The 22,844-nt window shown below is 69.4% G+C and carries 37 protein-coding genes; 28 read left to right on the top strand and 9 right to left on the bottom strand.

Translation table 11 applies throughout. The annotated features are described in order from the left end of the window. Window positions 1-92 precede the first annotated feature (92 nt). From ASE27_RS13220 to ASE27_RS13205, 4 genes are all read left to right on the top strand, one after another. Entirely contained in the window at window positions 93-341 is a 249-nt protein-coding gene (locus tag ASE27_RS13220; RefSeq protein ID WP_056651042.1) for an acyl carrier protein, read from the top strand. Between the two features lie 118 nt (window positions 342-459). Next, a complete protein-coding gene (locus ASE27_RS13215) occupies window positions 460-1,704 on the top strand; it encodes a beta-ketoacyl synthase (RefSeq protein ID WP_056651039.1) in 1,245 nt (414 codons plus the stop codon). Between the two features lie 192 nt (window positions 1,705-1,896). Next, a complete protein-coding gene (locus tag ASE27_RS13210) occupies window positions 1,897-2,658 on the top strand; it encodes a DUF5819 family protein (RefSeq protein WP_056651034.1) in 762 nt (253 codons plus the stop codon). Beyond that, window positions 2,655-3,839: an HTTM domain-containing protein gene (locus tag ASE27_RS13205; RefSeq protein ID WP_056651032.1), complete on the top strand. Its 1,185-nt coding sequence runs from the start codon at window positions 2,655-2,657 to the stop codon at window positions 3,837-3,839. The genes ASE27_RS13210 and ASE27_RS13205 overlap by 4 nt, the downstream gene beginning before the upstream one ends. Before the next feature lie 49 nt (window positions 3,840-3,888). Here the strand turns inward: ASE27_RS13205 and ASE27_RS13200 are convergent, their stop codons facing one another. From ASE27_RS13200 to ASE27_RS13185, 4 genes are all read right to left on the bottom strand, one after another. Then, complete coding sequence (locus tag ASE27_RS13200; protein WP_056651029.1) at window positions 3,889-4,389, bottom strand: DUF3145 domain-containing protein; 501 nt, start codon at window positions 4,387-4,389, stop codon at window positions 3,889-3,891. 251 nt (window positions 4,390-4,640) lie between these two features. Next, window positions 4,641-5,126, bottom strand: coding sequence for a peptide deformylase (gene def / locus ASE27_RS13195; RefSeq protein ID WP_056651026.1), 486 nt, complete (start codon window positions 5,124-5,126; stop codon window positions 4,641-4,643). Between the two features lie 33 nt (window positions 5,127-5,159). Next, on the bottom strand, window positions 5,160-5,975 hold the full coding sequence (locus ASE27_RS13190) for a DUF1206 domain-containing protein (RefSeq protein ID WP_056651023.1): 816 nt from the start codon (window positions 5,973-5,975) through the stop codon (window positions 5,160-5,162). A gap of 303 nt (window positions 5,976-6,278) precedes the next feature. Further along, entirely contained in the window at window positions 6,279-6,632 is a 354-nt protein-coding gene (locus tag ASE27_RS13185) for a DUF488 domain-containing protein (protein ID WP_056651020.1), read from the bottom strand. A gap of 283 nt (window positions 6,633-6,915) precedes the next feature. On the opposite strand from ASE27_RS13185, the gene ASE27_RS13180 reads away from it, so the two are divergent. Beyond that, window positions 6,916-8,154: a site-specific integrase gene (locus ASE27_RS13180; RefSeq protein ID WP_056651017.1), complete on the top strand. Its 1,239-nt coding sequence runs from the start codon at window positions 6,916-6,918 to the stop codon at window positions 8,152-8,154. Between the two features lie 52 nt (window positions 8,155-8,206). Here ASE27_RS13180 and ASE27_RS13175 read toward each other — a convergent pair whose 3' ends face one another. The 3 genes from ASE27_RS13175 to ASE27_RS20455 form a co-directional block, all read right to left on the bottom strand. Continuing rightward, window positions 8,207-8,413 (bottom strand): hypothetical protein, encoded by a 207-nt coding sequence (locus ASE27_RS13175; RefSeq protein ID WP_056651014.1) that lies wholly within the window; start codon window positions 8,411-8,413, stop codon window positions 8,207-8,209. 67 nt (window positions 8,414-8,480) lie between these two features. Further along, on the bottom strand, window positions 8,481-8,885 hold the full coding sequence (locus tag ASE27_RS13170) for an ImmA/IrrE family metallo-endopeptidase (protein WP_056651012.1): 405 nt from the start codon (window positions 8,883-8,885) through the stop codon (window positions 8,481-8,483). Window positions 8,886-8,900: 15 nt separating this feature from the next. Further along, window positions 8,901-9,281: a hypothetical protein gene (locus ASE27_RS20455; RefSeq protein ID WP_056651008.1), complete on the bottom strand. Its 381-nt coding sequence runs from the start codon at window positions 9,279-9,281 to the stop codon at window positions 8,901-8,903. A gap of 79 nt (window positions 9,282-9,360) precedes the next feature. Between ASE27_RS20455 and ASE27_RS20450 the strand changes: the two genes are divergently transcribed. From ASE27_RS20450 to ASE27_RS13070, 20 genes are all read left to right on the top strand, one after another. Further along, a complete protein-coding gene (locus ASE27_RS20450; RefSeq protein WP_056651005.1) occupies window positions 9,361-9,600 on the top strand; it encodes a helix-turn-helix transcriptional regulator in 240 nt (79 codons plus the stop codon). Window positions 9,601-9,886: 286 nt separating this feature from the next. Then, window positions 9,887-10,675, top strand: a complete 789-nt coding sequence (locus ASE27_RS13155) for a phage antirepressor KilAC domain-containing protein (protein ID WP_056651002.1) — start codon at window positions 9,887-9,889, stop codon at window positions 10,673-10,675. Then, window positions 10,672-10,863, top strand: a complete 192-nt coding sequence (locus tag ASE27_RS13150) for a helix-turn-helix domain-containing protein (protein ID WP_056651000.1) — start codon at window positions 10,672-10,674, stop codon at window positions 10,861-10,863. The genes ASE27_RS13155 and ASE27_RS13150 overlap by 4 nt, the downstream gene beginning before the upstream one ends. A 1-nt stretch (window position 10,864) precedes the next feature. Then, window positions 10,865-11,224 carry a hypothetical protein gene (locus tag ASE27_RS13145; protein WP_056650997.1) on the top strand — a complete coding sequence of 120 codons (360 nt, stop codon included), beginning with the start codon at window positions 10,865-10,867 and terminating at the stop codon, window positions 11,222-11,224. Beyond that, complete coding sequence (locus ASE27_RS13140; protein ID WP_056650995.1) at window positions 11,224-11,496, top strand: hypothetical protein; 273 nt, start codon at window positions 11,224-11,226, stop codon at window positions 11,494-11,496. The genes ASE27_RS13145 and ASE27_RS13140 overlap by 1 nt, the downstream gene beginning before the upstream one ends. Then, on the top strand, window positions 11,493-11,717 hold the full coding sequence (locus ASE27_RS13135) for a hypothetical protein (protein WP_056650992.1): 225 nt from the start codon (window positions 11,493-11,495) through the stop codon (window positions 11,715-11,717). Before ASE27_RS13140 ends, ASE27_RS13135 begins: the two co-directional genes overlap by 4 nt. A 109-nt stretch (window positions 11,718-11,826) precedes the next feature. Beyond that, window positions 11,827-12,639 carry a PD-(D/E)XK nuclease-like domain-containing protein gene (locus ASE27_RS13130; protein WP_056650989.1) on the top strand — a complete coding sequence of 271 codons (813 nt, stop codon included), beginning with the start codon at window positions 11,827-11,829 and terminating at the stop codon, window positions 12,637-12,639. Beyond that, window positions 12,636-13,448, top strand: a complete 813-nt coding sequence (locus ASE27_RS13125) for a hypothetical protein (RefSeq protein ID WP_056650986.1) — start codon at window positions 12,636-12,638, stop codon at window positions 13,446-13,448. Before ASE27_RS13130 ends, ASE27_RS13125 begins: the two co-directional genes overlap by 4 nt. Then, window positions 13,445-15,082 (top strand): DNA cytosine methyltransferase, encoded by a 1,638-nt coding sequence (locus tag ASE27_RS13120; protein ID WP_056650983.1) that lies wholly within the window; start codon window positions 13,445-13,447, stop codon window positions 15,080-15,082. The genes ASE27_RS13125 and ASE27_RS13120 overlap by 4 nt, the downstream gene beginning before the upstream one ends. A 124-nt stretch (window positions 15,083-15,206) precedes the next feature. Beyond that, the gene (locus ASE27_RS13115; protein WP_056650980.1) at window positions 15,207-15,551 is read left to right on the top strand and encodes a WhiB family transcriptional regulator; all 345 of its coding nucleotides are present in this window, start codon (window positions 15,207-15,209) and stop codon (window positions 15,549-15,551) included. Between the two features lie 32 nt (window positions 15,552-15,583). After that, a complete protein-coding gene (locus ASE27_RS13110; protein ID WP_157257608.1) occupies window positions 15,584-15,853 on the top strand; it encodes a hypothetical protein in 270 nt (89 codons plus the stop codon). Between the two features lie 124 nt (window positions 15,854-15,977). Next, window positions 15,978-16,325: a hypothetical protein gene (locus tag ASE27_RS13105; protein ID WP_056650976.1), complete on the top strand. Its 348-nt coding sequence runs from the start codon at window positions 15,978-15,980 to the stop codon at window positions 16,323-16,325. A 223-nt stretch (window positions 16,326-16,548) separates the two neighbouring features. After that, the gene (locus tag ASE27_RS13100) at window positions 16,549-16,983 is read left to right on the top strand and encodes a hypothetical protein (protein WP_056650973.1); all 435 of its coding nucleotides are present in this window, start codon (window positions 16,549-16,551) and stop codon (window positions 16,981-16,983) included. Next, on the top strand, window positions 16,980-17,537 hold the full coding sequence (locus ASE27_RS13095; protein WP_056650970.1) for a hypothetical protein: 558 nt from the start codon (window positions 16,980-16,982) through the stop codon (window positions 17,535-17,537). Before ASE27_RS13100 ends, ASE27_RS13095 begins: the two co-directional genes overlap by 4 nt. Then, window positions 17,534-17,776, top strand: a complete 243-nt coding sequence (locus ASE27_RS13090; RefSeq protein ID WP_056650967.1) for a hypothetical protein — start codon at window positions 17,534-17,536, stop codon at window positions 17,774-17,776. The genes ASE27_RS13095 and ASE27_RS13090 overlap by 4 nt, the downstream gene beginning before the upstream one ends. Continuing rightward, complete coding sequence (locus ASE27_RS20275; RefSeq protein WP_056650964.1) at window positions 17,773-17,994, top strand: hypothetical protein; 222 nt, start codon at window positions 17,773-17,775, stop codon at window positions 17,992-17,994. The genes ASE27_RS13090 and ASE27_RS20275 overlap by 4 nt, the downstream gene beginning before the upstream one ends. Further along, window positions 17,991-18,845: an NUMOD4 motif-containing HNH endonuclease gene (locus ASE27_RS13080; protein WP_200955940.1), complete on the top strand. Its 855-nt coding sequence runs from the start codon at window positions 17,991-17,993 to the stop codon at window positions 18,843-18,845. The genes ASE27_RS20275 and ASE27_RS13080 overlap by 4 nt, the downstream gene beginning before the upstream one ends. Continuing rightward, a complete protein-coding gene (locus ASE27_RS13075; RefSeq protein WP_056650958.1) occupies window positions 18,838-19,116 on the top strand; it encodes a hypothetical protein in 279 nt (92 codons plus the stop codon). The genes ASE27_RS13080 and ASE27_RS13075 overlap by 8 nt, the downstream gene beginning before the upstream one ends. After that, window positions 19,113-19,286, top strand: a complete 174-nt coding sequence (locus tag ASE27_RS20270) for a hypothetical protein (RefSeq protein ID WP_157257606.1) — start codon at window positions 19,113-19,115, stop codon at window positions 19,284-19,286. The genes ASE27_RS13075 and ASE27_RS20270 overlap by 4 nt, the downstream gene beginning before the upstream one ends. Continuing rightward, window positions 19,283-19,594 (top strand): hypothetical protein, encoded by a 312-nt coding sequence (locus ASE27_RS13070; RefSeq protein WP_056650956.1) that lies wholly within the window; start codon window positions 19,283-19,285, stop codon window positions 19,592-19,594. The genes ASE27_RS20270 and ASE27_RS13070 overlap by 4 nt, the downstream gene beginning before the upstream one ends. A 56-nt stretch (window positions 19,595-19,650) precedes the next feature. On the opposite strand, the gene ASE27_RS13065 is transcribed toward ASE27_RS13070, so the two are convergent. Both ASE27_RS13065 and ASE27_RS13060 read right to left on the bottom strand, forming a co-directional pair. Next, on the bottom strand, window positions 19,651-19,941 hold the full coding sequence (locus tag ASE27_RS13065) for a hypothetical protein (protein ID WP_157257604.1): 291 nt from the start codon (window positions 19,939-19,941) through the stop codon (window positions 19,651-19,653). 116 nt (window positions 19,942-20,057) lie between these two features. Further along, window positions 20,058-20,981: a hypothetical protein gene (locus ASE27_RS13060; RefSeq protein WP_056650951.1), complete on the bottom strand. Its 924-nt coding sequence runs from the start codon at window positions 20,979-20,981 to the stop codon at window positions 20,058-20,060. A gap of 347 nt (window positions 20,982-21,328) precedes the next feature. Between ASE27_RS13060 and ASE27_RS19860 the strand changes: the two genes are divergently transcribed. The 3 genes from ASE27_RS19860 to ASE27_RS13050 are packed head-to-tail and all read left to right on the top strand — an operon-like array spanning window position 21,329 to window position 22,775. Further along, a complete protein-coding gene (locus ASE27_RS19860; RefSeq protein WP_157257602.1) occupies window positions 21,329-21,817 on the top strand; it encodes an NUMOD4 motif-containing HNH endonuclease in 489 nt (162 codons plus the stop codon). Further along, window positions 21,814-22,536, top strand: coding sequence for a hypothetical protein (locus tag ASE27_RS13055; RefSeq protein ID WP_157257600.1), 723 nt, complete (start codon window positions 21,814-21,816; stop codon window positions 22,534-22,536). The genes ASE27_RS19860 and ASE27_RS13055 overlap by 4 nt, the downstream gene beginning before the upstream one ends. Beyond that, window positions 22,533-22,775: a hypothetical protein gene (locus ASE27_RS13050; protein WP_056650945.1), complete on the top strand. Its 243-nt coding sequence runs from the start codon at window positions 22,533-22,535 to the stop codon at window positions 22,773-22,775. The genes ASE27_RS13055 and ASE27_RS13050 overlap by 4 nt, the downstream gene beginning before the upstream one ends. The last annotated feature ends 69 nt before the right edge of the window (window positions 22,776-22,844 follow it).

The following is a 22,844-nucleotide window of genomic DNA, read 5'->3' as shown; positions in this document are numbered from 1 at the left end:
GGGGCACGGGACGGGCACGTACGACCTTTCCACTGTTCCACTGCAGGTTCCCGGTGCCGGACGGCCCCGGCACCCATCACAAGGAGAAACCCATGGCTTACACCGAGCAGGAAGTCCTCGCTGGTCTCGCGGAGATCGTCAGCGAAGAGACCGGCCTCCCCACGGACGCCGTCCTCGCCGAGAAGTCCTTCACGGACGACCTCGACATCGACTCGCTGTCGATGATGACGATCGTGACGCACGCCGAGGACAAGTTCGGCGTCCGCATCCCCGACGAGGAGGTCAAGAACCTCTCGACCGTCGGCGACGCAGTGTCCTTCATCACGGGCGCACAGGCCTGACCAGCTGCTCGACAGCTGATCGGCGCCGGGCCCTCGCGGCCCAGCCGGTGCGGGCCGGCGGTCGATGACCGCCGGCCTGCCCGCCCCCTTCCTCCCCCCTCACTCACCTGGAGCTGCCATGACCTCCGTCCGTGAAGTCGTCGTCACCGGTCTCGGTGCCACCACGCCGCTCGGCGGGGACGTGGCCTCCACCTGGGCCGCGGCGCTCGCCGGGCAGTCCGGCGCACGCACCCTCGAGAACGACTGGGCCGAGCGCTACGAGATCCCCGTCACGTTCGCCGCGCAGATCAAGGTCAAGCCCGAGGACGTCCTCGCGCGACCCGAGATCAAGCGCATGGACCCGTCCACGCAGTACGCGATGATCGCGACGCGCGAGGCCTGGGCCGACGCCGGGAGCCCGGAGATCGACGGCGACCGCCTCGGCGCGGTCGTCTCGTCGGGCATCGGCGGCATCTGGACCACGCTCGACGGCTGGGACACGCTCAAGGAGCGCGGCGCGCGGCGCATGCTGCCCATGACCGTGCCCATGCTCATGCCGAACTCGGCCGTGGCCTACGTCTCGCTCGAGATCGGCGCCCGTGCCGGTGCGCACGCGCTCGTCTCGGCCTGCGCCTCGGGCGCCGAGGCCATCGGGTACGGCGTCGACATGATCCGTGCCGGTCGCGCGGACATCGTCGTGGCCGGCGGCACCGAGGCCACGATCCACCCCATGCCCATCGCCGCGTTCGCGGCCTCGCGCACCCTGTCGCTGCGCAACGACGACCCGCAGGGCGCCTCGCGGCCCTACGACGTCGACCGCGACGGGTTCGTGATCGGCGAGGGCGCGGGCATCGTGGTCCTCGAGAGCGCCGAGCACGCAGCGGCCCGCGGTGCGCGCGTGTACGCCCGCATCGGCGGCGTGGGCCTGTCCTCGGACGCGTACCACATCACCTCCCCGGACCCGGAGGGTCGCGGGCAGGTCGCCGCGATGACCCGTGCCCTCGGGGAGGCCGGTGCGCAGGCGCGCGACGTCGTGCACGTCAACGCCCACGCGACCTCGACCAAGGTCGGCGACCTCACCGAGACGCGCTCGATCCGCACGGTCCTGGGCGACGACGCGGACCACGTCCTGCTCTCGGCCACCAAGTCGATGACCGGGCACCTGCTCGGCGGCGCGGGCGCCCTGGAGACCATCTTCACGGTCAAGGCCGTGCACGAGCGCCTGGCTCCCCCGACCATCAACGTCGCCCAGCCCGACCCCGAGCTCCAGGTCCCCCTGGTGCGCGACGTCCCGGCCGAGCTGCCCGCAGGCGACATCGCCGCGATCAACAACTCGTTCGGGTTCGGCGGCCACAACGTCGCCCTCGTGGTGACGAACGCCTGACCCACGTCGTCGGCGCAGTCCTCCTGCGCCACGATGCATCGACGCCCGGTGGGGCCGAGGACCTTCGTCCTCGCCCCCACCGGGCGTCCGTGCGTCCGGGGCGTGCGCGCAGGGCTTCCTTGAATCGTTAGGACTGGTTAGTATTCTGCGCAACGCGGTCGCCAGGGCCGTCCTCGACGTGGAGGTACACGGGTGAGCACCGCACGCTCCCGCACGCTCGTGCAGCGCGCGACCATGGTCGTCGTCCTGGCGGTGGTCTCGTTCCACATGATCTCGACGTTCCTGTACGCCGCGCCCAGCTCGTCCCTCAGCCAGGAGGCCGCGCCCGTCACGACCGCGCACATGCGGCCCCTGTTCGGGCAGAACTGGCAGATCTTCGCCCCCGACCCGCAGTCGGTCGACCTGCGCGTCTGGGTGCGTGCCTCGACCCGCGACGCCGAGGGCACCGAGTCGGTGACCGAGTGGGTCAACCTCGGCGACGTCTTCAACGAGCAGGTGCGGCACCAGATCCTGCCCACGCGCACGTGGCGCATCCCCGTGAGCGTCAACCGCTTCTACACCTCGGCCTACGGCGCGCTCGTGGGGCAGCAGCAGGCCGTGGTCCAGTCGGACCACGTCGCCTCCACGGAGGGCGGCCAGGGGCGCCAGGACCTCACCAAGGCCCTCCTGGGCACAGGAGCGAGCGTGAGCGGCATCGACTCGTACCTGCTCGCCGAGGACGCCCTGTACCTGTTCGGCACGCAGGCTGCACTCGACCTGTGGCCGGACACCGAGCTCGTCGCGATCCAGATGAGCACCTCGACGCAGGGCGTCGTCCCGTTCGAGCAACGCCTCGTCCCGGGTGTGCAACGACCCGAGGAGCAGTTCACCCGGCTCGGCTGGCGCGACCCGTCGCCCGTCACCCCCGAGGCCCGTGCAGGCTTCAGCAGCGTCTTCGGAGGGTGGGTCTCATGAGCGGGCTGGTGACGAGCGCGACCACCTGGCTCCGCACGACGTACGCGGCCGGTGAGTCCTGGATGCTCGACTCGCGCAAGGCCTCCTACGGGACGGCCGTGCTACGCATCGGCTTCGGCCTGATCCTGGTCGTCCAGCTCGTGGCGGGCTGGGGCGACCGGAGCCTGGCGTGGGGAGCCGGGCGAAGCTTCGCCCAGGGGCGCGTCGACGTCGACGAGTTCCCGGCCTTCCTCGACCTGTTCTTCAACGGTTCCGCGCCGGCGTGGGCGTTCGACCTCCAGTACCTGGCGCTCGTCGCGCTCTCGGTGCTGCTGGTCCTGGGCTGGCGCTCGCGGATCGTGATCCCGGTGCTGCTCGTGCTGTACATCGCGCTGTTCCGGACCAACCCGTTCATCGGCGACGGCGGCATCCAGCTCATGCGGATGGTGCTCGTGTACATGCTCTTCGCGGACACGTCGGGCAGGTGGTCCCTCGATGCCCGACGGCGCAGCGCGGCCCAGGCGTCCGGCACGCCCTCGCGGTTCGCGTCGTGGGCCTGGCTGGGGACCCTGCTGCACAACGGCGCGGTCCTCCTCATCGCCTTCCAGATCTTCGTCGTCTACGTCGCCTCCGCGATGTACAAGATCCAGGGCGGCATGTGGCAGCACGGCACGGCGATCTACTACGTGTTCCAGCTCGACGAGTTCTCGACGTGGCCGCAGGTCACCGAGCTGATCGGCCGCTCCGGGGTGCTGGTCGCGATCCTGAGCTACAGCGCGGTGTTCGTGCAGCTCTTCTTCCCGTTCCTGCTGCTGCGGCGCCCCACCCGCATCCTGGCCCTGATCGCCATCACGGGCATGCACCTGGGGATCGGGGTGCTCATGGGGCTCATGTACTTCTCGATGACCATGATCGCGATCGACGCGATCTTCATCCGTGACGTGACCTACGAGGGGGTGCAGCGCCGTCTGGCCCCTGTCCTCCGACGCACGTGGGACCGCATCCGACGACGTCCCACCGTCACGCCCGCGGCCCCGGAGGAGCTGGACGCCGAGGGCGGTGCCCCGGCTCATGAGGCCACGCCCCGGGAGGACGGGGACCTCGTTCCCGCGGGGGCCGCTGCCCCTTCCAGCCCGCCGGCAGGGGACGTCGAGGGCTCCGGCGCTCCGGAGCGGGATGCAGCGATGCCCGCCGGTTCCTAGTAGCCGGCGGGCATCGGGCGACCGTGGTCGCTGGGGTCGGTGAAGCGGGTCAGCCCACCCGGTGGAGCCATCGCACGTTGGATCCCTCGCCCGCGTAGCGGAAGGGCTCGAGCTCGTCGTCCCACGCCTTGCCCAGCGCGAGGTGAAGGGCCTCGCGCATGGCCCGGTTGTCGTGCGAGACCTCGAGCGCCGCACGGACCCGGTCCTCGGGGATCACGACGTTGCCGTGCACGTCGGTCACCGCGTGGAAGATGCCCAGGTCAGGGGTGTGCGACCAGCGGGCGCCGTCGGCACCGTGGCTCGCGTCCTCGGTGACCTCGTACCGCAGGTGCGACCAACCGCGCAGCGCCGAGGCCAGGCGCGCGCCCGTGCCCTGCGCGCCCTGCCAGGCGTACTCCGCCCGGTACAGGTCGCGCGCAGCAGGCTGCTCGGTCCAGTCCAGCGTGACGCGCACGCCAAGAACGTTCCCGGCAGCCCACTCCAGGTGCGGGCTCAGCGCCCGGGGCGCCGAGTGCACGAAAAGAACACCGCGTGTGATGGCACCAGTCATGTCGTCCTCCCTAGGTCGAGGTTTCGTCTTCCCCAACGTCCTCACCCAGGGTGAATCATCATGCAGGGTCGTCCAGCGGTATACCAGGCATATCTTGCCCGAGACCTCGGCGGATCGCGAGGGGAGAACTCCCCATCGCAGATTTCACCCGCTCCGGGTAGGGCCGCACGCGGTCCGCACCGGCTGCGCATACGCCGTCGCGATCCCCGGCCCCAGGGGTTGCCAGGGGCCGGGGATCGCGTGACATCGCGTCAGAGCTGCGCGCGCATCTCGCGCATGGCCTTCTTGCGGACCGCCTTGTCCAGACGGTCGAGGTAGAGCATGCCGTCCAGGTGGTCGGTCTCGTGCTGCAGGCAGCGCGCCATGAGGCCGGTGCCCTCGACCGTGATCTCGTTGCCGTCGAGGTCCATGCCCACGACGCGTGCGTACCAGGCGCGTCGCGTCGGGTACCACAGGCCCGGGACCGAGAGGCAGCCCTCGTCGCCGTCCTGGATCTCGTCGGAGAGCTCGACGATCTTCGGGTTGAGGACGTAGCCGATCTCGTCCTCGATGTTCCAGGAGAAGGCGCGCAGGTTCACGCCGATCTGGTTGGCGGCGAGGCCCGCGCGGCCTTCGTAGTCGACGGTCTCGACGAGGTCGGCGACCAGCGAGCGGACCCGGTCGTCCACGGTGGTGATCTCGTCGCACGGGGTGCGGAGCACGGGGTCCGGAATCACGCGGATCTCTCTCATCGCCATGGGCGTCATTGTTTCATGACGCCCGTGCCGGTCTCACATCCGCGCGTACCGAGCACGCGCGAACGAGTACACCCCGTACGCCGCGAAGCCGACGCCCGTCGCGGTCAGGAGGAACGCGCCGAACGGCTGCGCGCCGATCGTCCGCAGCGCGGTGTCGAGACCGCTCGCCTTCTCGGGGTCCGCAGTGGCCGCCGCAGTGACGACGAGCACCCCCAGGACGGCCAGGGCGATGCCCTTGGCGATGTAGCCGACCCGTCCCAGGACGACGACGGCGTTGCCGACCTGCCCCTTCGCGTTGCCCTCGAGGTCGCGCAGGAACCACTTCTTCCAGCCCTTGACCACGTGGTAGACACCCGCGGCGGCGATGCCGACGCCCACCACCCCGACGAGCACCCGCCCGGCCCCGTTGGCCAGGAGCGAGGCCGTGAGGCTGTCCTGACCGCCTCCGGAGCCCGAGCCGCTGACGACCTGGAAGGTCAGCACCCCGAGCGCGAGGTAGATCACGGCCTTGCCGACCGACTTGGCCCGGAAGGTCGCCTGGTCCTTCGCGTCACCGCTCGTCCCGGCGACGGCCTCGAGAACCTGCCAGACCCCGAGGGCTGCGAACGCGACGACGGCGAACCACAGGACGAACGCTCCCCCGGTCGTGCTCGCGACCTCCTGGAGGGCGCCGGTCTGGTCGGCCTCTCCGCCGCCCGATCCCGTCGCGATCCTGACCGCGATGACCCCGATCATGATGTGGAGCAGGCCGCTGACCGCGTACCCGGCCCGGGCGAGTGCCCGCAGCCCCTTGCTCTGCTGAAGCCGCTGCGCGGTCCCTGACGTCGTGCGGTTCGAGCCGGTGCTCATGGTGCATCTCCTTCAGGTCGTCGGACGTGGCATCGTGTCACGACCGGCCGCCACTCGCCTGTCGAACGCGACAATCCAGGCGTCAGGGAGGTATGGGGCGCTTCGGTCTCGATCGGTCGTGCGCGGCCTGTGGAGGCGCCCGGAGGGGTGCCGGTGCACGGGGCCGGTCCTGTCCGGGTCGGCCCGTCCGGGGCCGAGCACGAGGTTGCGACCGCTCTGGTGGCGAAAACGACCGCAACCTCGTGCTCGACGGCGCGCAACGTCGTCCTCGGCAGGGCCCGGCCGAGGCAGGGGCCCGTCGAGTCAGCGCCCCGTCGCTTCCAGGTAGTCGCGCAGCACCACGGCCTGGTTGTCCTGCTCGTCCTTGGCCCCGTACAGCAGCGTCACGACGGGGTGCTCGGCCACGATCGCGCGCAGCTCCTCGACTGCCGGGTTCTCGTCGAGCTCGGCTCGGTAGCGCACGACGAACTCGTCGAACAGGGAGCGGTCGTGGTGGAACCATGTCCGGAGCTCGTTCGAGGGCGCGACCTCCTTGAGCCACCGGTCGACGTGCGCTCGCTCCTTGCTCACACCGCGCGGCCAGAGGCGGTCGACCAGGACGCGATAGCCGTCGTCGGGCGTGGGGTCGGCATAGACGCGCAGGATACGGAGGGGCATGCCTCCATGGAACGCCGGGTGTCGTCTCGGCGCACGCGCGCACCCATCAGGGGACCGGGAGAACGACCCGTGGCGCACGTCTGCACGAGGGTCACGGGTCGTTCCCGGGTAGGGCAGGTGGGGCTTGAACCCACGACCGGCGGATTATGAGTTTGCCGCTAGACTCGTTTGGACAGGCAGAACGCCCGCCACATTCCAGTGTTTTCAAGGGTTCTGCGCTTGCCTATCCTGACTAGTCCTGACAGGGTGTGGCTACAGTTGTGGCTACAGTTGAGGAGCGAGCATGGCGAGCAAGACCGGCAGGCGCGACGCGGGCGCCGGGGCGCTCTACCAGCGCGCGAGCGATGGCCTGTGGTGTGTATCCGTCACGCTCCCCTCGCACGACGGCAAGCGACGGCGCAAGACGATCGCCTCCAAGACCAAAGAGGGCGCCCAGGCCAAGCTCCGCGCACTCCAGCGCGAGCTCGCCAGGAACGGGGACCTGCCCACGGCTTCTCCGACGCTCACGCAGTGGATCGACCGCTGGCTCAACCAGATCGCGGTGAAGCGGCTCAAGCCGCGAACCTTCGACTCCTATCGCGGCGTGATCGACAGGTACATCCTCCCGTCGATCGGGCGCATCCGACTCGACAAGCTGACCACTGCGCACGTCCGCCAGATGCACGACTACGTGACGGTAACGAGAGGGCTCTCGACGACGACCGCGCTGCAGGCTCACCGCGTCCTCGCGAAGTGCCTGACGGACGCTGAGCGAGACGGCATGGTGATGCGCAACGTCGCTACACTCGTCGACGCGCCACAGAAGGCCGTCGTCGAGCGAGACGCACTCTCGGCGGATCAGGCCATCGCACTCTTGCGCTCTGTCGCCGACGACCCGCACGGCGCTCCAAGGTGGTCGCTCGCGCTCTTCGCCGGCATGCGGCAGGGCGAGTGCCTCGGCCTGACGCGCGAGTTCGTCGACCTCGAGTCGGGCACGATCACCGTCGCCTGGCAGCTCCAGCGCCTCACCTGGAAGCATGGATGTGGCACGAAGACCGGGTCCGGCTGGCCGTGCGCGAAGGCGAGGGCGGGCTACTGCCCAAGCCGGCACATGAACATCCCGGAGGGGCAAGAGGCGCGGCAGGTCCATGGCAATCTGTGGCTGCTGCGGCCGAAGTCGCGCACCTCGTGGCGCCGCGTTCCGATGGCGGCAACACTCTGGCAGGTCATGCGCCGACACCTCGAGTCAGTCCAGGGCGACCTCGTCTTCACGACCCCTGCAGGGTTGCCCTGGGACCCCTCGGACGACTGGGAGGCGTGGGGCGAAGCGCTCAAGCAGGCCGGGCTCCCCCACATGCCGCTCCACTCGGCGCGACACTCGACGGCGACGCTGCTCTACAAGCTCGGCGTGCCTGAGCAGACGCGGATGGAGATCCTCGGACACTCGTCCGCGACGACGACCGCGGGCTACACGCACATCGACATCACGATGGCGCGCGAGGCCATGTCTGCGTTCGACGGCCTCCTGGCTCTCGAGCAGTAGGCGCACGCAGAAGAGCCCCCGCCATCAGGCGGGGGCTTTCGTGCGTTCAGGCTCAGTCGACGCTCGAGCGGCGCGTGACGTACCGGTGGATCTTCATCGCACGAGTGATGCCGATGACACCCCAGATGAACGCAAGGACGAAGAGCAGGAACGGCAAAGTCTCGACCTGTGCGAGCGCGAGCAGGATGCCGAGAAGGAGCGCGCCGAGCGCGAACCAGAGCTGGTATCCAACAGGCTTGAGCTCACGAGGCTTGGTCATGGTGCAGATCCTCCCCTACGCCACCGACGCGCGTAGCGGCCCGCTCGGGTGAAGTTCGCGTCGACGCTCAGACTGCACGCAGGTGTCGCAGCCGAGCGCGCGGCCGGACGTAGTTCTCGCGCCACAGCAGCACGTAGTTCTCCGTGACGGCGAGCTCTTTCGCGATCGCTCCAGGGTGGGCCCCGACGATGCGCTCGGCGCGCGCGTACTCCTCGAGCGAGATGAGGATCTGCGCCGCGAACATGTCGGCCTCGCGCTCCTGCCGGGCGCTCAGAGCAGGGTCGTCGGTCCAGGCGTGGTCGTGGTGGGCGTGCCCGATCTCGTGCGCCATGGTCATGCGGATCGTGAAGCCGGTGCGCCGGCGATCGTTGATCGTGATCAACCCTCGGGAGTACTCGCCGTTCCGCCGCCCGAGGTCGCGGTACTTTACTCCCCAGCCGCGTCCAAGCGCGTAGTCGATCAGGTCCTGCATGCCCAGTCCTCCTAGCTAGTCGAGCTGAGCGATGCCCTCTTCTTCCAGGGTCGGATCCTCGTTCGCCACTGCCCTCTCAAGGACCGTATCGACGTCCGACACGCCTGTCCCGGCCGACACGCCCGCGCCGGGGAACGCATGAACGGTGGCCCCTTGCTGGCGAGCGTCGCGCATCCGCGTCGAGATCTCCTCGACAAGCTCACGCGCACCCATGCCGGCCATTTCTGCGACGGCCGCGATGATGTCTGTGTCGACTGGTCGTCGCCCGCTCGTGCGCTCAGAAACGAAGCCTTGCGAGCGTTCGAGCCGCTCGGCGAGGGGCACCTGTCGCACATCCCGCTCGCTCATGATGTCGCGCAGGTGCCGTGCGAACGCCTTCGAGAAGTCACTGGTCATGGCTCCACGTTATCGGATATCCGACACGCCGCGCGTCAGCCGTTGCGTCTCCTATCGGATATCTGATAGAACTACAGCCATGGAACTCACCTACTCCCGAGGGGCGATCGCCGCCGAAGTGCGGGCCTGCCTCTCTCGGCGCCGGACCTCCCAGAAGGAGCTCGCTGTAGCACTCGGCATCTCCGTCACGACGATGAGCGACCGCATGACGGGCCGCTCGGCGTTCGACACGGACGAGCTGCTACAGATCGCCGAGCTCCTGGATGTCGACTTCGTGGAACTCTTCCCGATGAGCATCCGGACGTCTTCTGCGGCCTAGCGATATCAGATATCCGATTCAGCGGTGCTGGGTCGGAGTGCTGAACACCTGAATACAGCGCATGAGTGCAGATATCCCGGGACGACAACCGTCCTACGCGGCCCGGGAAGCACGCCGAGAGGGAGCAGTCGTGGACGCGGCGGGCCCCGGCAGGGAACGGAACTCATGTGTGGATGCGCAGCCAACCGGTAGGTCCCGGCGTGGAGCTGCGTGCATCACCCCAGGCATGACAGCGCCCCCGCTCCGACCAAGGAATCACGGGGGCACCACCCAAGGAGATGGTCTCATGACCGACATCACCCCGTTCGACTTCGACGGCCAGGCCGTCCGCACCACTGTCAGCCCCGACGGCAAGCCGCTCTTCGTTCTGGCGGACATCTGCCGCGTTCTCGACCTCGGGAACCCATCGATGGTCGCCGGAAGGCTCGACGGGGATGACCTAAGCACTACTGAGGTCATCGACTCGTTGGGCCGCACGCAGCGCGCCCACGCGGTCACCGAGTCAGGCGTCATCGACGTCACCCTCGACTCCCGCAAGCCCGACGCCCGCCGCTTCCGCCGCTGGCTCACCCACGACGTCGTCCCGCAGATCATGCAGACCGGGTCCTACGGCACGCCGCAGCTCACCGGCCCAGCACTCATGGCCGCGGCGCTCATCGAGGCGCAGGCGACACTCGCCGCGACGACCGAGCAGGTCGCCGCGCTCACCCCGCGCGCCGAGGCGTTCGACGCGTTCCTCTCGACGTCCGGCGATCTCAGCGTGAACGAGGCCGCGAAGATCCTGAGCCGCGACCACGGCATCCTCACGGGCGAGAAGCGCCTGCGGGACTGGATGCAGGCCAACGGCTGGATCTACCGCAACGAGGCCAACGAGCCCCGCGCGTACCAGCGCCGCATCGACCAGGGCGCACTCGCCGAGCGCGCGCGGTGGCACCACCACCCGGAGACGGGCGAGCGCGTCATCGACACCCCGCAGGTCCGCGTGACCGCGAAGGGTGTCGAGGCGCTCGCCAAGTCGCTCACAAAGGTCGTCGACCAGGGCGAGTTCGATGTCACAGGCGGTGACGCCGCGTGAGCGCCATCGCCCCGATCGCAGTGCCCCGCGCGGAGGCCGCTGCACTCGTCGGTCTGTCGGACCGGGAGCTCAAGCGCGCGATCGATGCAGGCGAGATCAAGGCCCGCTTCCGCGGTCGCAAGTGCCTCGTCGACGTCACCGACCTGCGCGAGTGGTACGACGCGCTCCCCGCCGAGAAGGAGATCTGACATGAACCCCCTGAACCTCTTCCGTCGTCGACGTCTCGCCCCCCTCCCAGTGCAGGCGCTCGAGGCACTGTCCTCCCCCGCCCTCCCCCGCCGGATCCCGGCCCTGTTCTTCGGCGCTGGCTCGACGGCCACCACCGAGGATGAGGCGCTAGTGATCGCGTCGGGCGCTCTCCGTCAGCACGGGCCCCGCGAGGCTGTCGCGGTGCTCGAGGGCTTCGTGTCTCGCGAGCTCGCAGCCATCCCGGAGCGGGAGCAGGTCATCCAGGACCCGTCGCTGCCCTACGACGACGTCGAGATGGAGGCGTTCGCGCCAGGATCGCTCGCAGACCAGGCCGAGGCGTGGCTCGCGGACGGTGCGTAATGACCGCCACGACGGACCGATTCCGACCACTGCTCGCGACGCTCCCGCCCGGCCTCGCCGACCAGATCGAGCGTGCGGCCGCCGAGTGCGTCGCGGCCGCCCCGGAGGGCGAGGTCGTCTACGCCGCCTGCTGGTGCGACGACGACGCCCACACCTTCGCGGACTACGTCCAGTGGCGCCAGAGCATCGAGCGCGCGCGCCGCGACCGGGACGACTCCCCATACCCCGCCCACCTCATCCGCCGCATCACCGTCACGGAGGCAGTCGCATGAGGACCCTCGAGCAGCACGAGCAGGCGACGCTCGTCCGCCAGCGCGACGACGCGATCGACAAGGTCCAAGCCCTCGCGCCTGTGGCCCAGGCCGCGATCGCGTTCCGGGCCCTCGAGCTCGGCGGCCACTACCAGACCACGGAGTGGCACGGCGCGGGCGAGCACCTCCGCGGCCTGGTCGACCGATACGTCGAGGAGCACGGGACCGAGGTGGACGCATGAGCGCCACCTGGGCCGACGTCGTCGGCACAGCGGTCTGCCTCGTCCTCCTCTTCGCCTCGGCGTGGTGGGCCGGACGTGTCGACGAGCGCCGCAAGAAGGAGGGGCGGAAGTGATCGAGACCGGCATCCATTACGACGTCCCCGAGCTCGAGTACCACGCGCTCCCGGGACTGTCCTCGACGGGCGTGAAGGCCATGCTCGACAGCCCGGCGCGCTACCAGCACTCGCGTGCACATCGGGTCGAGAAGACCGCGTTCGACCTGGGCCACGCCGTCCACGGCATGGTGCTCGGCACCGGGCTCGACCTCGTGCGGGTCGACGCCGAGGAGTGGCGGACGAACGCGGTCAAGGAGGAGGTCGCGGCCGTCCGTGCCGTGGGCGGCGTGCCGCTCAAGCCCTCGCAGTACGACACCGCAACAGCCATGGCCGAGAAGGTGAAGGCCCACCCGGACGCCGGCCGCCTGTTCGCTGGCGGGCGCCCCGAGGTGTCGCTCATCTGGGACGACCTCGAGACCGGCGTTCGCTGCCGCGGGCGCCTCGACTACCTGCACGAGGCCGCGGGCGTCGTCGTCGATCTCAAGACAGCGCGCTCCGGGGACCCTCGCGAGTTCGCCCGGACTGCGGCGAACCTCGGCTACGACGTCCAGGCCGCGCACTACCTCGACGGCCTCGCCCAGGCCGGCGGAACCGCAGTCCGCTTCCTACACGTCCTCGTCGAGACCGAGGCGCCGCACCTCGTATCGGTCGTCGAGCTCGACGTCGACTACCTCACGATCGGGCGCGCCAAGACGCGCGCCGCGATCGACCTCTACGCCCGCTGCCTCGAGCGCGGCGAGTGGCCGGGTTACCCGACCGGCATCACTCGCATCGCACCGCCGCGCTGGCACTCTGCACCCGACCTCATCGAGGAGTACGCATCATGACCGACCTCGTCACGACCACCGCCGCCCTGCCGCTCGCCGAGCAGTGGCGCTTCGCCGAGACCGTCTCCGCCTCGTCGATCCTCCCGCGCGCCTACCGCGACGACCCCGGCGCCGTCCTGGTCGCCGTGAACCTGGGCGCCGCGATGGGCCTCGCGCCCGCCGAGTCGCTGTACCGCATCCACGTCATCGAGGGGAAGCCGTCGGCGTCCGCAGAGCTCATCGCGACGAACGTCCGCAGGGCCGGCCACCGGCTGCGCGTCCAGGGCGACGACCAGAGCGCGCGCGCCGAGATCGTCCGCGCCGACGACCCCGACTTCGTCTACACCGCCACCTGGACGATCGAGAAGGCCCGCGCCGCCGGGCTGTCCACGAAGGACGTCTGGAAGAAGTACGCGTCCGCGATGCTCAAGGCCCGCGCCATCACCGAGTGCGCGCGTACCGCCTGCCCCGAGGCGCTCTACGGCGTCACGTACACCGAGGAGGAGGCGCGCGAGGCTGCGCCCGCCGAGCCCGCGCGTCGCGAGTCCGCGGCCGACGTCCTCGCCGCCGGCGAGCTCGTGCCCGACGCCACCGAGCCGACCATCACCCCGGACCAGCTCCGCGCGCTGCACGCGTCGTTCGGGGAGTTCGGCATCGCCACGCGCGACGACGGACTGGCCTACGCCTCGCAGGTCATCGGCCGCATGGTCGGCTCCACCAAGGAGCTCACGAAGCCCGAGGCATCCGCGGTGATCGACAACCTCAAGCGCGACATCGCGAACCTGCCCGTCGCCGAGGCCGAGCCCGAGGCTGACGAGGTCGCGCCATGAGCGCGAACCTCACCATGACCGATCTCTTCTGCGGCGCCGGCGGCTCGTCCACCGGCGCCGTTGGCGTCCCTGGCGTCGAGGTGAAGCTCGCGGCGAACCACTGGGACGTCGCGATCGAGACGCACAACGCGAACCACCCCGAGACCGACCACCTGCAGGCCGACATCTCGAACACCGACCCGCGATACGTCCCGACGACGGATCTCCTGTGGGCGTCCCCGGAGTGCACGAACCACTCGCGAGCGAAGGGCCGCAAGCTCGCGGGTCAGCAGCCCGACCTGTTCGGCGACGTCCTGCCCGAGGCTGCGGCCGAGCGGTCGCGGGCGACGATGTGGGACGTCGTGCGGTTCGCCGAGGCGCACCACTACAAGGCGGTCCTGGTCGAGAACGTCGTCGAGGTCGTCGACTGGTCCTCTCCCTGGGGCGTGCGCGGCGGGCTGTTCCAGTCGTGGCTGGCCGCGATGCACGCGCTCGGGTACCGGCACCGCATCATCTCGATGAACTCGATGCACGCCCAGGGGTACGGGCTCCCGGCCCCGCAGTCGCGCGACCGCGTCTACATCGCGTTCTGGCGTACCGGCGACCGGGCCCCGGACTTCGATCGCATGCTGCGCCCGAAGGCGTACTGCGCGGGCTGCGACCAGATCGTCGACGCGATGCAGTGGTGGAAGAAGGGCGACGGGCAGACCCGCCCGGGTCGGTACCGCTCGCAGTACCTGTACCGGTGCCCGAACGTCGCGTGCCGCAACCAGGTCGTCGAGCCCGCGTGGCTCCCGGCCTCGTCGATCATTGACTGGTCGAACCCCGGCACCCGGATCGGGGACCGCGCCAAGCCGCTCGCTGAGAAGACCATGCGACGCATCCAGGTCGGCATCGAACGGTACTGGTCTCCGATCCATGTCGAGCACGGCGGCAACCAGTACGACGCCGCCGACCCCAAGCACGCCGGGTTCGGTGACCCGAGCTCGTACTACCGGGCCTGGCCCGCGTCCGAGCCGCTGCGCACGATGCACACTCGCGAGTCCAAGGCGATCGCGTACATGCCCGTCATGGTCCCGGTTGAGGGCCGCGAGGGGAAGCAGCCCATGACCATGGGCGACCCGCTGCGCACCCAGACGACCCGCAACGAGTCCGGCCTCGCGTTCCCACCGTTCCTCGCCGAGCTCCGTGGCGGCGGGTCCACCGCGCGACCAGCGGCCGACCCGCTCGCCACCATCACGGCGTCCGGGAACCACCACGGACTCGTCATGCCGTACTACGGCAACGGCCGCACCGCACCCACCGGTGACGCCCTGTCGACGGTCACGACGGTCGACCGGCACGCGTTGATCCACCGCAACAACGGCGGCGGAGCGGAGATGACGACGCTCACCGGGGAGCCGGTCCGCACCATCACCACCGCTGGCCACCAGTCGCTCCTCACCGGACAGACCGTCGACATCGAGGACGTCCGCTTCCGGATGCTCGAGCCGTCGGAGATCAAGCAGGCCATGGCCTTCCCTGCCGACTACGTCATGGCTGGCAACCGCCGCGAGCAGGTCAAGCTCTCCGGCAACGCCGTCACCCCGCCCGCCGCCCGCGACCTCGTCGCGACCGTCGTCGCCGCCCTCACCGGTGAGGCGGTGGCGGCGTGATGGACCCCATGCCTTACTCCCCCGACTGCGCCACCGGCAAGCACAGCGCGTGCACCGGTGGCGCCTGGAACTACACGACCGACGAGCCCACCGACTGCGCGTGCGGCTGCCACCAGGAGGACCAGTGACCAACCTGCGCGCCCAGACCATGACCCGACCAACAAACCCGCTCGCGTCCCGCGAGCCCGAGGACTGGCGCCTCGACGCGAAGTGCCGCGATTGGGACCACGAGCTGCAGGGCGACCCGTGGCACCCGGACTCGGATCTCCCGGGCGCCTACGACGACGCCCGCAAGATCTGCGCGGGCTGCCCAGTCTTGGCGGCCTGCCTCCGGGCGGCGGTCGACGCGGAGTCCAGCAGCTACGGAGCCCTGCGCTTCGGGATGTACGGCGGCACGACGCCGGCCGAGCGCTCGGCAGCCCTCCGCAAGGAGCAGCGCGAGCGCGCCGCCCGGAGGGCCGCGGCGTGAGGCGGGCGCCGTCGGTCGAGGACTACGCGCGGATGTCGCAGCAGTCCCGCGACACGGCGTACCGCCTGCTGGTCGCCGAGCAGGAGACGTACCAGTCGCGGCTCGACGTCCTGGCCGAGCGCGCCCGCCGCGCCCAGGAGACCGAAGACCCCGACGCCACACGCGCCGCGGCACGTCGCCTCAAGCCGATCTACGAGCGCCGCCACGGCGACACCCCCACCCTGCAGGCCGCACGTCGCGACGCCCTGCAGACCGAACCCGACGGCGCCGAGTCCCGGCGCCGAGAAGCGAGAGCAGCATGACCACCCACACCTGCCGATGCGGGGCCACGTTCACCCCGGACCCCGCCGGCCGACTCCGCCACCAGATGCTCCACGGCCACCGCCCCACCGTGCTCACCGCCCCACCACCTCCTGAGGAGGCGGCGTGACATGGGGGAAGGTCGACGACAAGCTGCACTCGGCGATCAAGTGGCGCGGCGCGTCGAAGGGCGCGCGAGCGCTCTGGGCGACCGGACTCTCATGGTGCATGGACCAGCTCACGGATGGGTTCGTGCCGAAGGAGATGCTCAAGCACCTCGACGGGACACCTGCGGAAGTCGCGTCTCTGGTGCGCGTCGGCCTGTGGGAAGAGGTCGACGGCGGGTGGCTCTTCCACGACTGGCTGGACTACCAACCGTCACGCGATCAGGTGCTCGCCGAGCGCGCTGCGGCCTCCGAACGTCAGCGAAAGGCGCGCGAGAGGGCGAAGGCGAAACGCGCGGCCGAGCCGTGAACGGAAACGACAAGATTGGCGGAATTCCGCGCGAAAGTCGCTCCTGTCACGCCGTGACTCACGCGTTAGTCACGCGTGAGTCACGGCAGCAGTCACGGTCCCCCCGACCCGACCCGACCCGACCCGTCCTTAGTCTTTCGGCTCACCTCCGTTTTGGACGTGGAGACCAAGTCCAAATCGTCACCTACGTACCGCGCGAGCGGCACGACGGATTGGCCTTGGGATGCTGACCCGGACCGAGGTCGAGCGCCTGGCCGCAGCCGCTAACGCGCTGCGACCCGACTGGCCGCTGCGATCGCTCTGCACCTTCCTCGAGCGCGACCACGCCCACCGCGCCTACCGCGACGTCGCCGTCGCCCTCGCATGGGTCGCGACCGACCCGAAAACCCAGACCCCGAAGCGCATGAACGAGCTCGGGCCCTGGTGGCAGGCCATCGCCGGCACCGAGACCGTCGGCAGCCGGTACACACCCTGCGACATCGAGGGCGACGCCCACAGGTCATTCCCCAAGGGCAACTGCTCGGCGTGCAGGGCCGATCAGCTCGCACGAGAGACAGACACCCCACCCACCCCGGTCCAGCCCCTCACAGGGGCGTACAGCACCGGCGCCAACCTCGTCCGGCAAGCCGCCGGACTCCCGATCAAGGAGCACCCATGACCATCGCCCAGTCCGTGTCGACCGAGTGGGTCGAGGCCCTGCCCGTCGGCACCGCACTCCACTGCACCGCCGCGCACGGCCGCGCCGTCCTCGCGATCAAGGTCGGCAACGCCCAGACCCACGGCCGCGATGTCTGGCAGACCACCGACGGCGCCACCGTCACCTCGTTCACCATCAGCATCGCCAACCCGCGCCGCCTCGAGACGGCCGCCAACGCGGAGGAGGACGAGCCGTCTGACGAGGCGCGCGGTCGCATCCTGGACGCGGTCAACACGCACCGCGCCGCCCCCGCGCCGCTGACGTTCGCCACCCCGACGGACTTCGAGGAGCGCCTGACCGTCGCCGTGGAGGACGCCAGCCTCGCGTCACTCCTGATCCGCGACGCCTACGACCGCCCGTGGATCGTCACCTGGGACGAGTACGGCGACGCGTTCGTCATCTCCTACCCCGAGGAGAGCGACGACGGCGCGATGCCCGAGCCCTCCACCTACTGGGGTCAGATCACGCTCCCCACCTACCCCGTCCGCATCGTCACCGAGGAGACGCGAGCATGAGCACCCCAGCCCCCCTCACCGCCACCCAGCTCGACGCCCTGCCGCCGGGCACCGCCGTCCGCTGCACCACCGACCGCGGCCGCACGTTCCTCGCGCTCAAGATCGACCAGGGCACCGGGCGGCACAACCCGTCGCGCTGGAACACGACCGACGGCCCCGCGACGACCGTGCAGATCGCCGCGCACAACCCCGTGCACCTCGTGCCAGCCACCGACACGACCGAGGAGGCAGGAGCATGAGCCGCCTCGCCGGCCACGAGCTCTGGCGGGAAGGCGCACCCCACACCTCGAAGGGCCAGCTCATCTACCGCGGCCACATCACCACCGGTGGAACCGGCCACGGGAGGTGCTCCTGCGGAACTCTCTCCCCCGAGCTCCCGTCCGGCACTCAGCGCCGCGCATGGCACCGCGAGCACAAGGCCCAGATCACCCGCGACCAGGCCGGAGAGACCCGATGACCTCACCGAAGCCCACGACACCGGCCGACCCCAACGATCTGCGCACCGCCCTCACCAAGGCGATCGACCGAGCCGACCCGCCTGGCGGTATGCGCGCTGGCACGCCGTCCATCTCGGTGCCCGTCCTCCGTGGCCTGCTCACCGCCCACCCAGTACCGGCCCCGGTCCGCTCGGGACACGACATCGCGTGCGACGCGGACTACCTCAACGCGTCATGCATCTGCGACGAGATCAGCCCCGCGCCGGAGGTTTGCGGGAACTGCCTGGGGCACGGCGTGGAGACCTGCGCGGCGCACCCCGCCCCGGTGTCCGACACCCGACGCGAGGACGTGGCACGGGCAGAGGAGGCAGGCGCACAGGCGTCTTGGAGGCCGGTGGTCGGCTTCGAAGGAGCGTACGAAGTGAGCGACCGAGGGCGGGTCCGCTCTCTCGACCGGCTCGACTCGCGTGGCAACCGGATCCGTGGCCGGGTTCTCCGTGCAGCGACGAAGCGCAGCGGCCATCAGCACCTCAGCCTCTGTGTCGACGGCAAGGGGATCACGCTCCTTGTTCACCGCATGGTCCTGGAGGCGTTCGTTGGCCCTGCGCCTGAAGGCATGGAGGCCTGCCACAGTGACGGCGACCCGGCGAACAATGCGCTGTCCAACCTCAGGTGGGACTCCCGCTCGGAGAACACCCTCGACCGCGTCCGACATGGAACCCACCATCTCGCTCGCAAGACGCACTGCCCGGTTGGGCATCCGTACGACGCCGACAACACGCATTTCGACAAGCGCGGAGATCGCATCTGCCGCGAGTGCAAGCGCGAGCGCAACCGCGCCGCCCGCCTGAGAGGAGCAACCCGTGGCTGACGAGCACACGCCCACGACCGAGCGCGTCCGTGACCTGTTCACCTGGGCGTACGCCTGGCGCCCGACGGATGAGCCGGGGAGCACGGACCTGAGCCGGCTCCGTGCCTCGAACCAGGCCGAGTTCGACCGGTGGCTGGCCGCGTATGAGGCGAGCATCCGGGAGCGCATCGCCCAGGACATCAACGACAAGACCCCGGATGGCCGCAAGTCACAGGCGTTCTGCGCAGGGATGGACCGCGCCGCCCGGATCGCGAGAGGAGCAACACGATGACCGCCGGAACCGTTCCGATCCAGATGTGCGACGACGAGGGCGGGTGCTCGGAGTGGATGCCCGACTACTACGCGATGACCGTCGACAACTGGCGCGAACTCCTCGGCGGCTGGTACTTCGACCCGCGCGCTGATCGGGCGTTTTGCCCCGAGCACAAGGAGTACGCATGAGCACCGACGACCTGACCGCACGAGCGAGGAGGTTCGCCGCTGGCTTCATCGCTGACCTCGACATAGCGACCGCCCTCGTGTCCGAGCTGGCCGACGAGGTAGACCGACTACGGGCCGAGGCAGACCGGTACCGCACCCTCTGGGACCGCCACGGCAAGAACGACCTCCTCGCCGAGCGTGATGCGGCACGGGCAGCACTCGGGCGCATGACCGAGCTGCTCACCCTCTGGGCGCGCCTCGCCTCCCAGCAGGCCAACCTAGGCGACGTAGTACACGACCTCACCCGAGCCCTCGAAGGGGAGCCATGACCCGCATCGGCACCGTGGACCAGCTCGAGGCGAGGTCGGCCGGCGCGACGCGGCGCTCAGTCCTCGGCGGAGCCAGGGTCCACTTCCCCGGCATTGCGGATGAGGAACGCAGAGCGAACTTCCACCCCGTTGCGGGCCGGCTCTCGATCTAGCGTCAACATCCGCCAACCGAGCTCGCCGAGATAGTTCAGAACCTCGATGAAGTCGAGGCTCGACGGATCGAACCCCGATTCGCTGATCAACCTGATGAGCTCGGCTTCGGCTTCAGCGTGGCCCACAGCACGGACTAGGCCCCGCTGAACGCCCCTGAGTTCCTGGGTGAGATGGAGATACTCGTAGGTTTCCATGGCGCTGAGCATCCCATCAGCGCTGGCGGGTGAACAGGATGAAGTCCTTGGTCAAGGTTGAGCACCTACACCTTGACCAACGAGGACACAAGACCAGGTTGCGGTCGTGTCGCCACCTACCCCCCAAGGAACGTCGTCCCCCACTCGAGAAGTTTCGTGGCGGCGATGTTGCCGACGATGCCGTTGCCGACAGTTACCACACCTCGGCCAACCCTTTCGGCGAACTCGCGCAACTTGCTCTTGTCCGGATCGTTGCGCGCTTCGAGCACGGCCTCGACGTACTCCGTGACGTCACCGCCCGCGAGTCCAAGGCTCTCGGCCGCGCGCGCGAGTGAGCCGATGTCTCCGACGTTTACCGTCACCGTCTGTGTGACGGACGCCCCCTGGGCGATTGTTGGCGCCCCGCCGTAGACGTTCATGTAGAAGTTCGTGACCGCCCCCTCGACCTTCGGGTTGTCCTCAACCGTCGGACCGCCAGGCTCGCCAGCTGTGTCAGCGGCGCTCTGCAGGTCAAGTGCGAACTTCATGACCTCGGTGCGCACCGCGTCAAGAACACCAACCACCGCCTGCTTGGCGACCTTTGTCTCCGCTGTGTAGAGGCGCATCCCATCAACGTGAACCGCGCGGCCGGCGTCGATCATCTCGTTCCAGCGGCTGAGCGCGACTACCGGCCATGGCAGTCCTAGTTCGCCGGCCACGTCGGCATAGGACTCGAGTTCAGACACAGGTTGACGGAAGACGACCCGGAACCACGGACTGAACCAGTCGTCGGGCTTGTCGAGAGGGGTGAGACTTGTGGTGACAGAGGAATTGAAAGGCCCCGCCCAGTTGGCTTTGACCGCAGTATCGAGTCCCCGGCGGTACGTGGGGAGTTCCTCCTCCTCGATGCCGTCATACCCAGAGAGTTCACGCTCGGCCCACCCCTTCACCTCGTCTGCGCGCACGCGGTGGGCCGCGGCAAGAGTACGGCGCAGAAGGTCGGACGTGCTGACCGATGGGTCGGATGCGCCGTCAATGATCCGGTCGAGTGCGGTTGCCATGGACCGAGTATCGCGAGGTTCCTGGCACGAGCCAAGCGCATAGCGAGTCAAGGCCATAGGCCAGATCCAAGAGAACTGGCCTCAGGGCGTGAGTCACTACCTGACTTGCTCGGGAGGAGCTGGGTTCCTCAACATGCGGAGCGCCCCGCCTTCTTCTTCTACAAGCGGCCACGGGCATCAGCGAGTCAGGGTTGACCACGCAACCTTGACCTACCGGCCCGCACGTCAAGGTTACGCATCAAGGCCTGAGGCCAGACGAGGCCCTCATCTAGCCTCAGGCCTTGATCTCGTCTTGAAGCTCGCACGCCGGGTCCGTACCATCGATCGCCCTACTGGAAGGCGAGCCAGTGGCAAGCGAAGCATGGAAGCCGATCGACGGCTTCGAAGGTCAGTACGAAGTGAGCGACCTTGGGCGCGTGAGGTCCATGGATCGGGTCGACCCGCGCGGGCGCCTGAGGGACGGCCGCCACCTATCCCCGTTCGCAACGCGCAAGGGCCACCTGCGCGTGGCCCTCTGCCACGGCACAGGCAACCGCAAGCTCTACATCCACCGCCTCGTCCTAGAGGCGTTCGTAGGCCCGGCCCCGGATGGCACCGAGGCGTGCCACGGCGACGGAAACCCCGCCCACAACGCCCTCGAGAACCTGCGTTGGGACTCGCGAAGCGAGAACAATCGGGATCGCGTCCGCCACGGCACGCATCACGAGGCACGAAAGACCTGTTGCCCACAAGGCCATGCCTACGATGCGAGCAACACGTACACCGACCAGCTCGGTAAGCGCTACTGCAGAGCATGTCAGCGCGCCCGCAGGGCGCGAGCGGCGGTGGCGGCATGAGCGACACCCTGGCCATCTACAGCAACCGCGACACCCTCCTCGAGATGGCCGACATGTTCGAGACTGTCGCTGCCACCTCCCCCACGCAGAGCGCGCCGGCCGGACACACCGTACCGGGCCCGCGACTCCCGCCAGGGCTGGCCGAGATCCTCGACGTCGACGAGCTCGACAGCATCCTGACCGCCATCACCGAGTGGGCCGAGTTCCTCGCCCACGTCCTCCTCGACGAGGTCGACGCTCCCGACGCCGGGACGACACCCGGACGGCTGCGATCAGTCGCCCAGCACGTCGCTCACCTGCTCGAGCACGACGACCAGCTGCTTGCCCTCGCGTTCGCCGACGACCTCGACGAGCACGCACGCACCCTCCGACACCTTGCCCGACGCGGCGTGCGCACCTACCGCACCGGCTGCGACTGCCAGGACGGGACGTGCGATGGGCAGTATGAAGTCGCCATGTCCGGCACCTACCCGCCCGCCGTCTGCCCCAGGTGCCACGACGTCGTGCCGTGGTCCGTCTGGTCCTCGTGGCCGCACAAGGACATCGTGTACGTGACCGTCGAGCACGCCGCTCGGCTGGCCGGCACCACCGTGGCCGGAGTCAAGATGCGCGCCTCACGCGGAGGCTGGCGCAAGACCGGCACCGGGCGCGAGGTCAAGTACCACGTCGACGACGTCCGAGGCGTCGACGTCACCACACACGAGAGGATCAGCGCATGAGCCTGACCGTCGGGGACCTGACCCCGCAGCACATCGGCCGCACCGTCACCATCGACGGGGCCGGCGCACGCGTCACGGGCCCGCTCTCGAACCTCCGCGTCGAGACGGACTGGATCACCGAGCAGCGCCTCGGGTCCGACGAGTCCGAGCAGGTCCCCGGACAGCAGACCATGACGCTCGCCGTCGGTGCGTGGACCACTGAGGGCCTGCCGCTCACGACGGCCGTGGAGGTTCCGTGATGTCACGGCACCGTGACAAAGCGGAAAGTCACGGCACTGTGACACGGCCGTGATGATCAGGTAGCGTGT

The sequence above is a fragment of the Oerskovia sp. Root918 genome (assembly GCF_001428945.1).
In the GTDB taxonomy this organism is placed as follows: domain Bacteria; phylum Actinomycetota; class Actinomycetes; order Actinomycetales; family Cellulomonadaceae; genus Oerskovia; species Oerskovia enterophila.
This window is presented reverse-complemented; position numbering and strand designations above follow the sequence as displayed.

Excerpts from the sequence above, each read along its gene's own strand:
- ASE27_RS13220 (WP_056651042.1), top strand. The coding sequence starts at position 93 with ATGGCTTACACCGAGCAGGAAGTCCTCGCTGGTCTCGCGGAGATCGTC.
- ASE27_RS13215 (WP_056651039.1), top strand. The coding sequence starts at position 460 with ATGACCTCCGTCCGTGAAGTCGTCGTCACCGGTCTCGGTGCCACCACG.
- ASE27_RS13205 (WP_056651032.1), top strand. The coding sequence starts at position 2,655 with ATGAGCGGGCTGGTGACGAGCGCGACCACCTGGCTCCGCACGACGTAC.
- ASE27_RS13200 (WP_056651029.1), bottom strand. The coding sequence starts at position 4,389 with ATGACTGGTGCCATCACACGCGGTGTTCTTTTCGTGCACTCGGCGCCC.
- def (WP_056651026.1), bottom strand. The coding sequence starts at position 5,126 with ATGGCGATGAGAGAGATCCGCGTGATTCCGGACCCCGTGCTCCGCACC.
- ASE27_RS13190 (WP_056651023.1), bottom strand. The coding sequence starts at position 5,975 with ATGAGCACCGGCTCGAACCGCACGACGTCAGGGACCGCGCAGCGGCTT.
- ASE27_RS13185 (WP_056651020.1), bottom strand. The coding sequence starts at position 6,632 with ATGCCCCTCCGTATCCTGCGCGTCTATGCCGACCCCACGCCCGACGAC.
- ASE27_RS13180 (WP_056651017.1), top strand. The coding sequence starts at position 6,916 with ATGGCGAGCAAGACCGGCAGGCGCGACGCGGGCGCCGGGGCGCTCTAC.
- ASE27_RS13175 (WP_056651014.1), bottom strand. The coding sequence starts at position 8,413 with ATGACCAAGCCTCGTGAGCTCAAGCCTGTTGGATACCAGCTCTGGTTC.
- ASE27_RS13170 (WP_056651012.1), bottom strand. The coding sequence starts at position 8,885 with ATGCAGGACCTGATCGACTACGCGCTTGGACGCGGCTGGGGAGTAAAG.
- ASE27_RS20455 (WP_056651008.1), bottom strand. The coding sequence starts at position 9,281 with ATGACCAGTGACTTCTCGAAGGCGTTCGCACGGCACCTGCGCGACATC.
- ASE27_RS20450 (WP_056651005.1), top strand. The coding sequence starts at position 9,361 with ATGGAACTCACCTACTCCCGAGGGGCGATCGCCGCCGAAGTGCGGGCC.
- ASE27_RS13155 (WP_056651002.1), top strand. The coding sequence starts at position 9,887 with ATGACCGACATCACCCCGTTCGACTTCGACGGCCAGGCCGTCCGCACC.
- ASE27_RS13145 (WP_056650997.1), top strand. The coding sequence starts at position 10,865 with ATGAACCCCCTGAACCTCTTCCGTCGTCGACGTCTCGCCCCCCTCCCA.
- ASE27_RS13140 (WP_056650995.1), top strand. The coding sequence starts at position 11,224 with ATGACCGCCACGACGGACCGATTCCGACCACTGCTCGCGACGCTCCCG.
- ASE27_RS13135 (WP_056650992.1), top strand. The coding sequence starts at position 11,493 with ATGAGGACCCTCGAGCAGCACGAGCAGGCGACGCTCGTCCGCCAGCGC.
- ASE27_RS13125 (WP_056650986.1), top strand. The coding sequence starts at position 12,636 with ATGACCGACCTCGTCACGACCACCGCCGCCCTGCCGCTCGCCGAGCAG.
- ASE27_RS13120 (WP_056650983.1), top strand. The coding sequence starts at position 13,445 with ATGAGCGCGAACCTCACCATGACCGATCTCTTCTGCGGCGCCGGCGGC.
- ASE27_RS13110 (WP_157257608.1), top strand. The coding sequence starts at position 15,584 with ATGTCGCAGCAGTCCCGCGACACGGCGTACCGCCTGCTGGTCGCCGAG.
- ASE27_RS13100 (WP_056650973.1), top strand. The coding sequence starts at position 16,549 with ATGCTGACCCGGACCGAGGTCGAGCGCCTGGCCGCAGCCGCTAACGCG.
- ASE27_RS13095 (WP_056650970.1), top strand. The coding sequence starts at position 16,980 with ATGACCATCGCCCAGTCCGTGTCGACCGAGTGGGTCGAGGCCCTGCCC.
- ASE27_RS13090 (WP_056650967.1), top strand. The coding sequence starts at position 17,534 with ATGAGCACCCCAGCCCCCCTCACCGCCACCCAGCTCGACGCCCTGCCG.
- ASE27_RS20275 (WP_056650964.1), top strand. The coding sequence starts at position 17,773 with ATGAGCCGCCTCGCCGGCCACGAGCTCTGGCGGGAAGGCGCACCCCAC.
- ASE27_RS13080 (WP_200955940.1), top strand. The coding sequence starts at position 17,991 with ATGACCTCACCGAAGCCCACGACACCGGCCGACCCCAACGATCTGCGC.
- ASE27_RS20270 (WP_157257606.1), top strand. The coding sequence starts at position 19,113 with ATGACCGCCGGAACCGTTCCGATCCAGATGTGCGACGACGAGGGCGGG.
- ASE27_RS13070 (WP_056650956.1), top strand. The coding sequence starts at position 19,283 with ATGAGCACCGACGACCTGACCGCACGAGCGAGGAGGTTCGCCGCTGGC.
- ASE27_RS13065 (WP_157257604.1), bottom strand. The coding sequence starts at position 19,941 with ATGGAAACCTACGAGTATCTCCATCTCACCCAGGAACTCAGGGGCGTT.
- ASE27_RS13060 (WP_056650951.1), bottom strand. The coding sequence starts at position 20,981 with ATGGCAACCGCACTCGACCGGATCATTGACGGCGCATCCGACCCATCG.
- ASE27_RS13055 (WP_157257600.1), top strand. The coding sequence starts at position 21,814 with ATGAGCGACACCCTGGCCATCTACAGCAACCGCGACACCCTCCTCGAG.
- ASE27_RS13050 (WP_056650945.1), top strand. The coding sequence starts at position 22,533 with ATGAGCCTGACCGTCGGGGACCTGACCCCGCAGCACATCGGCCGCACC.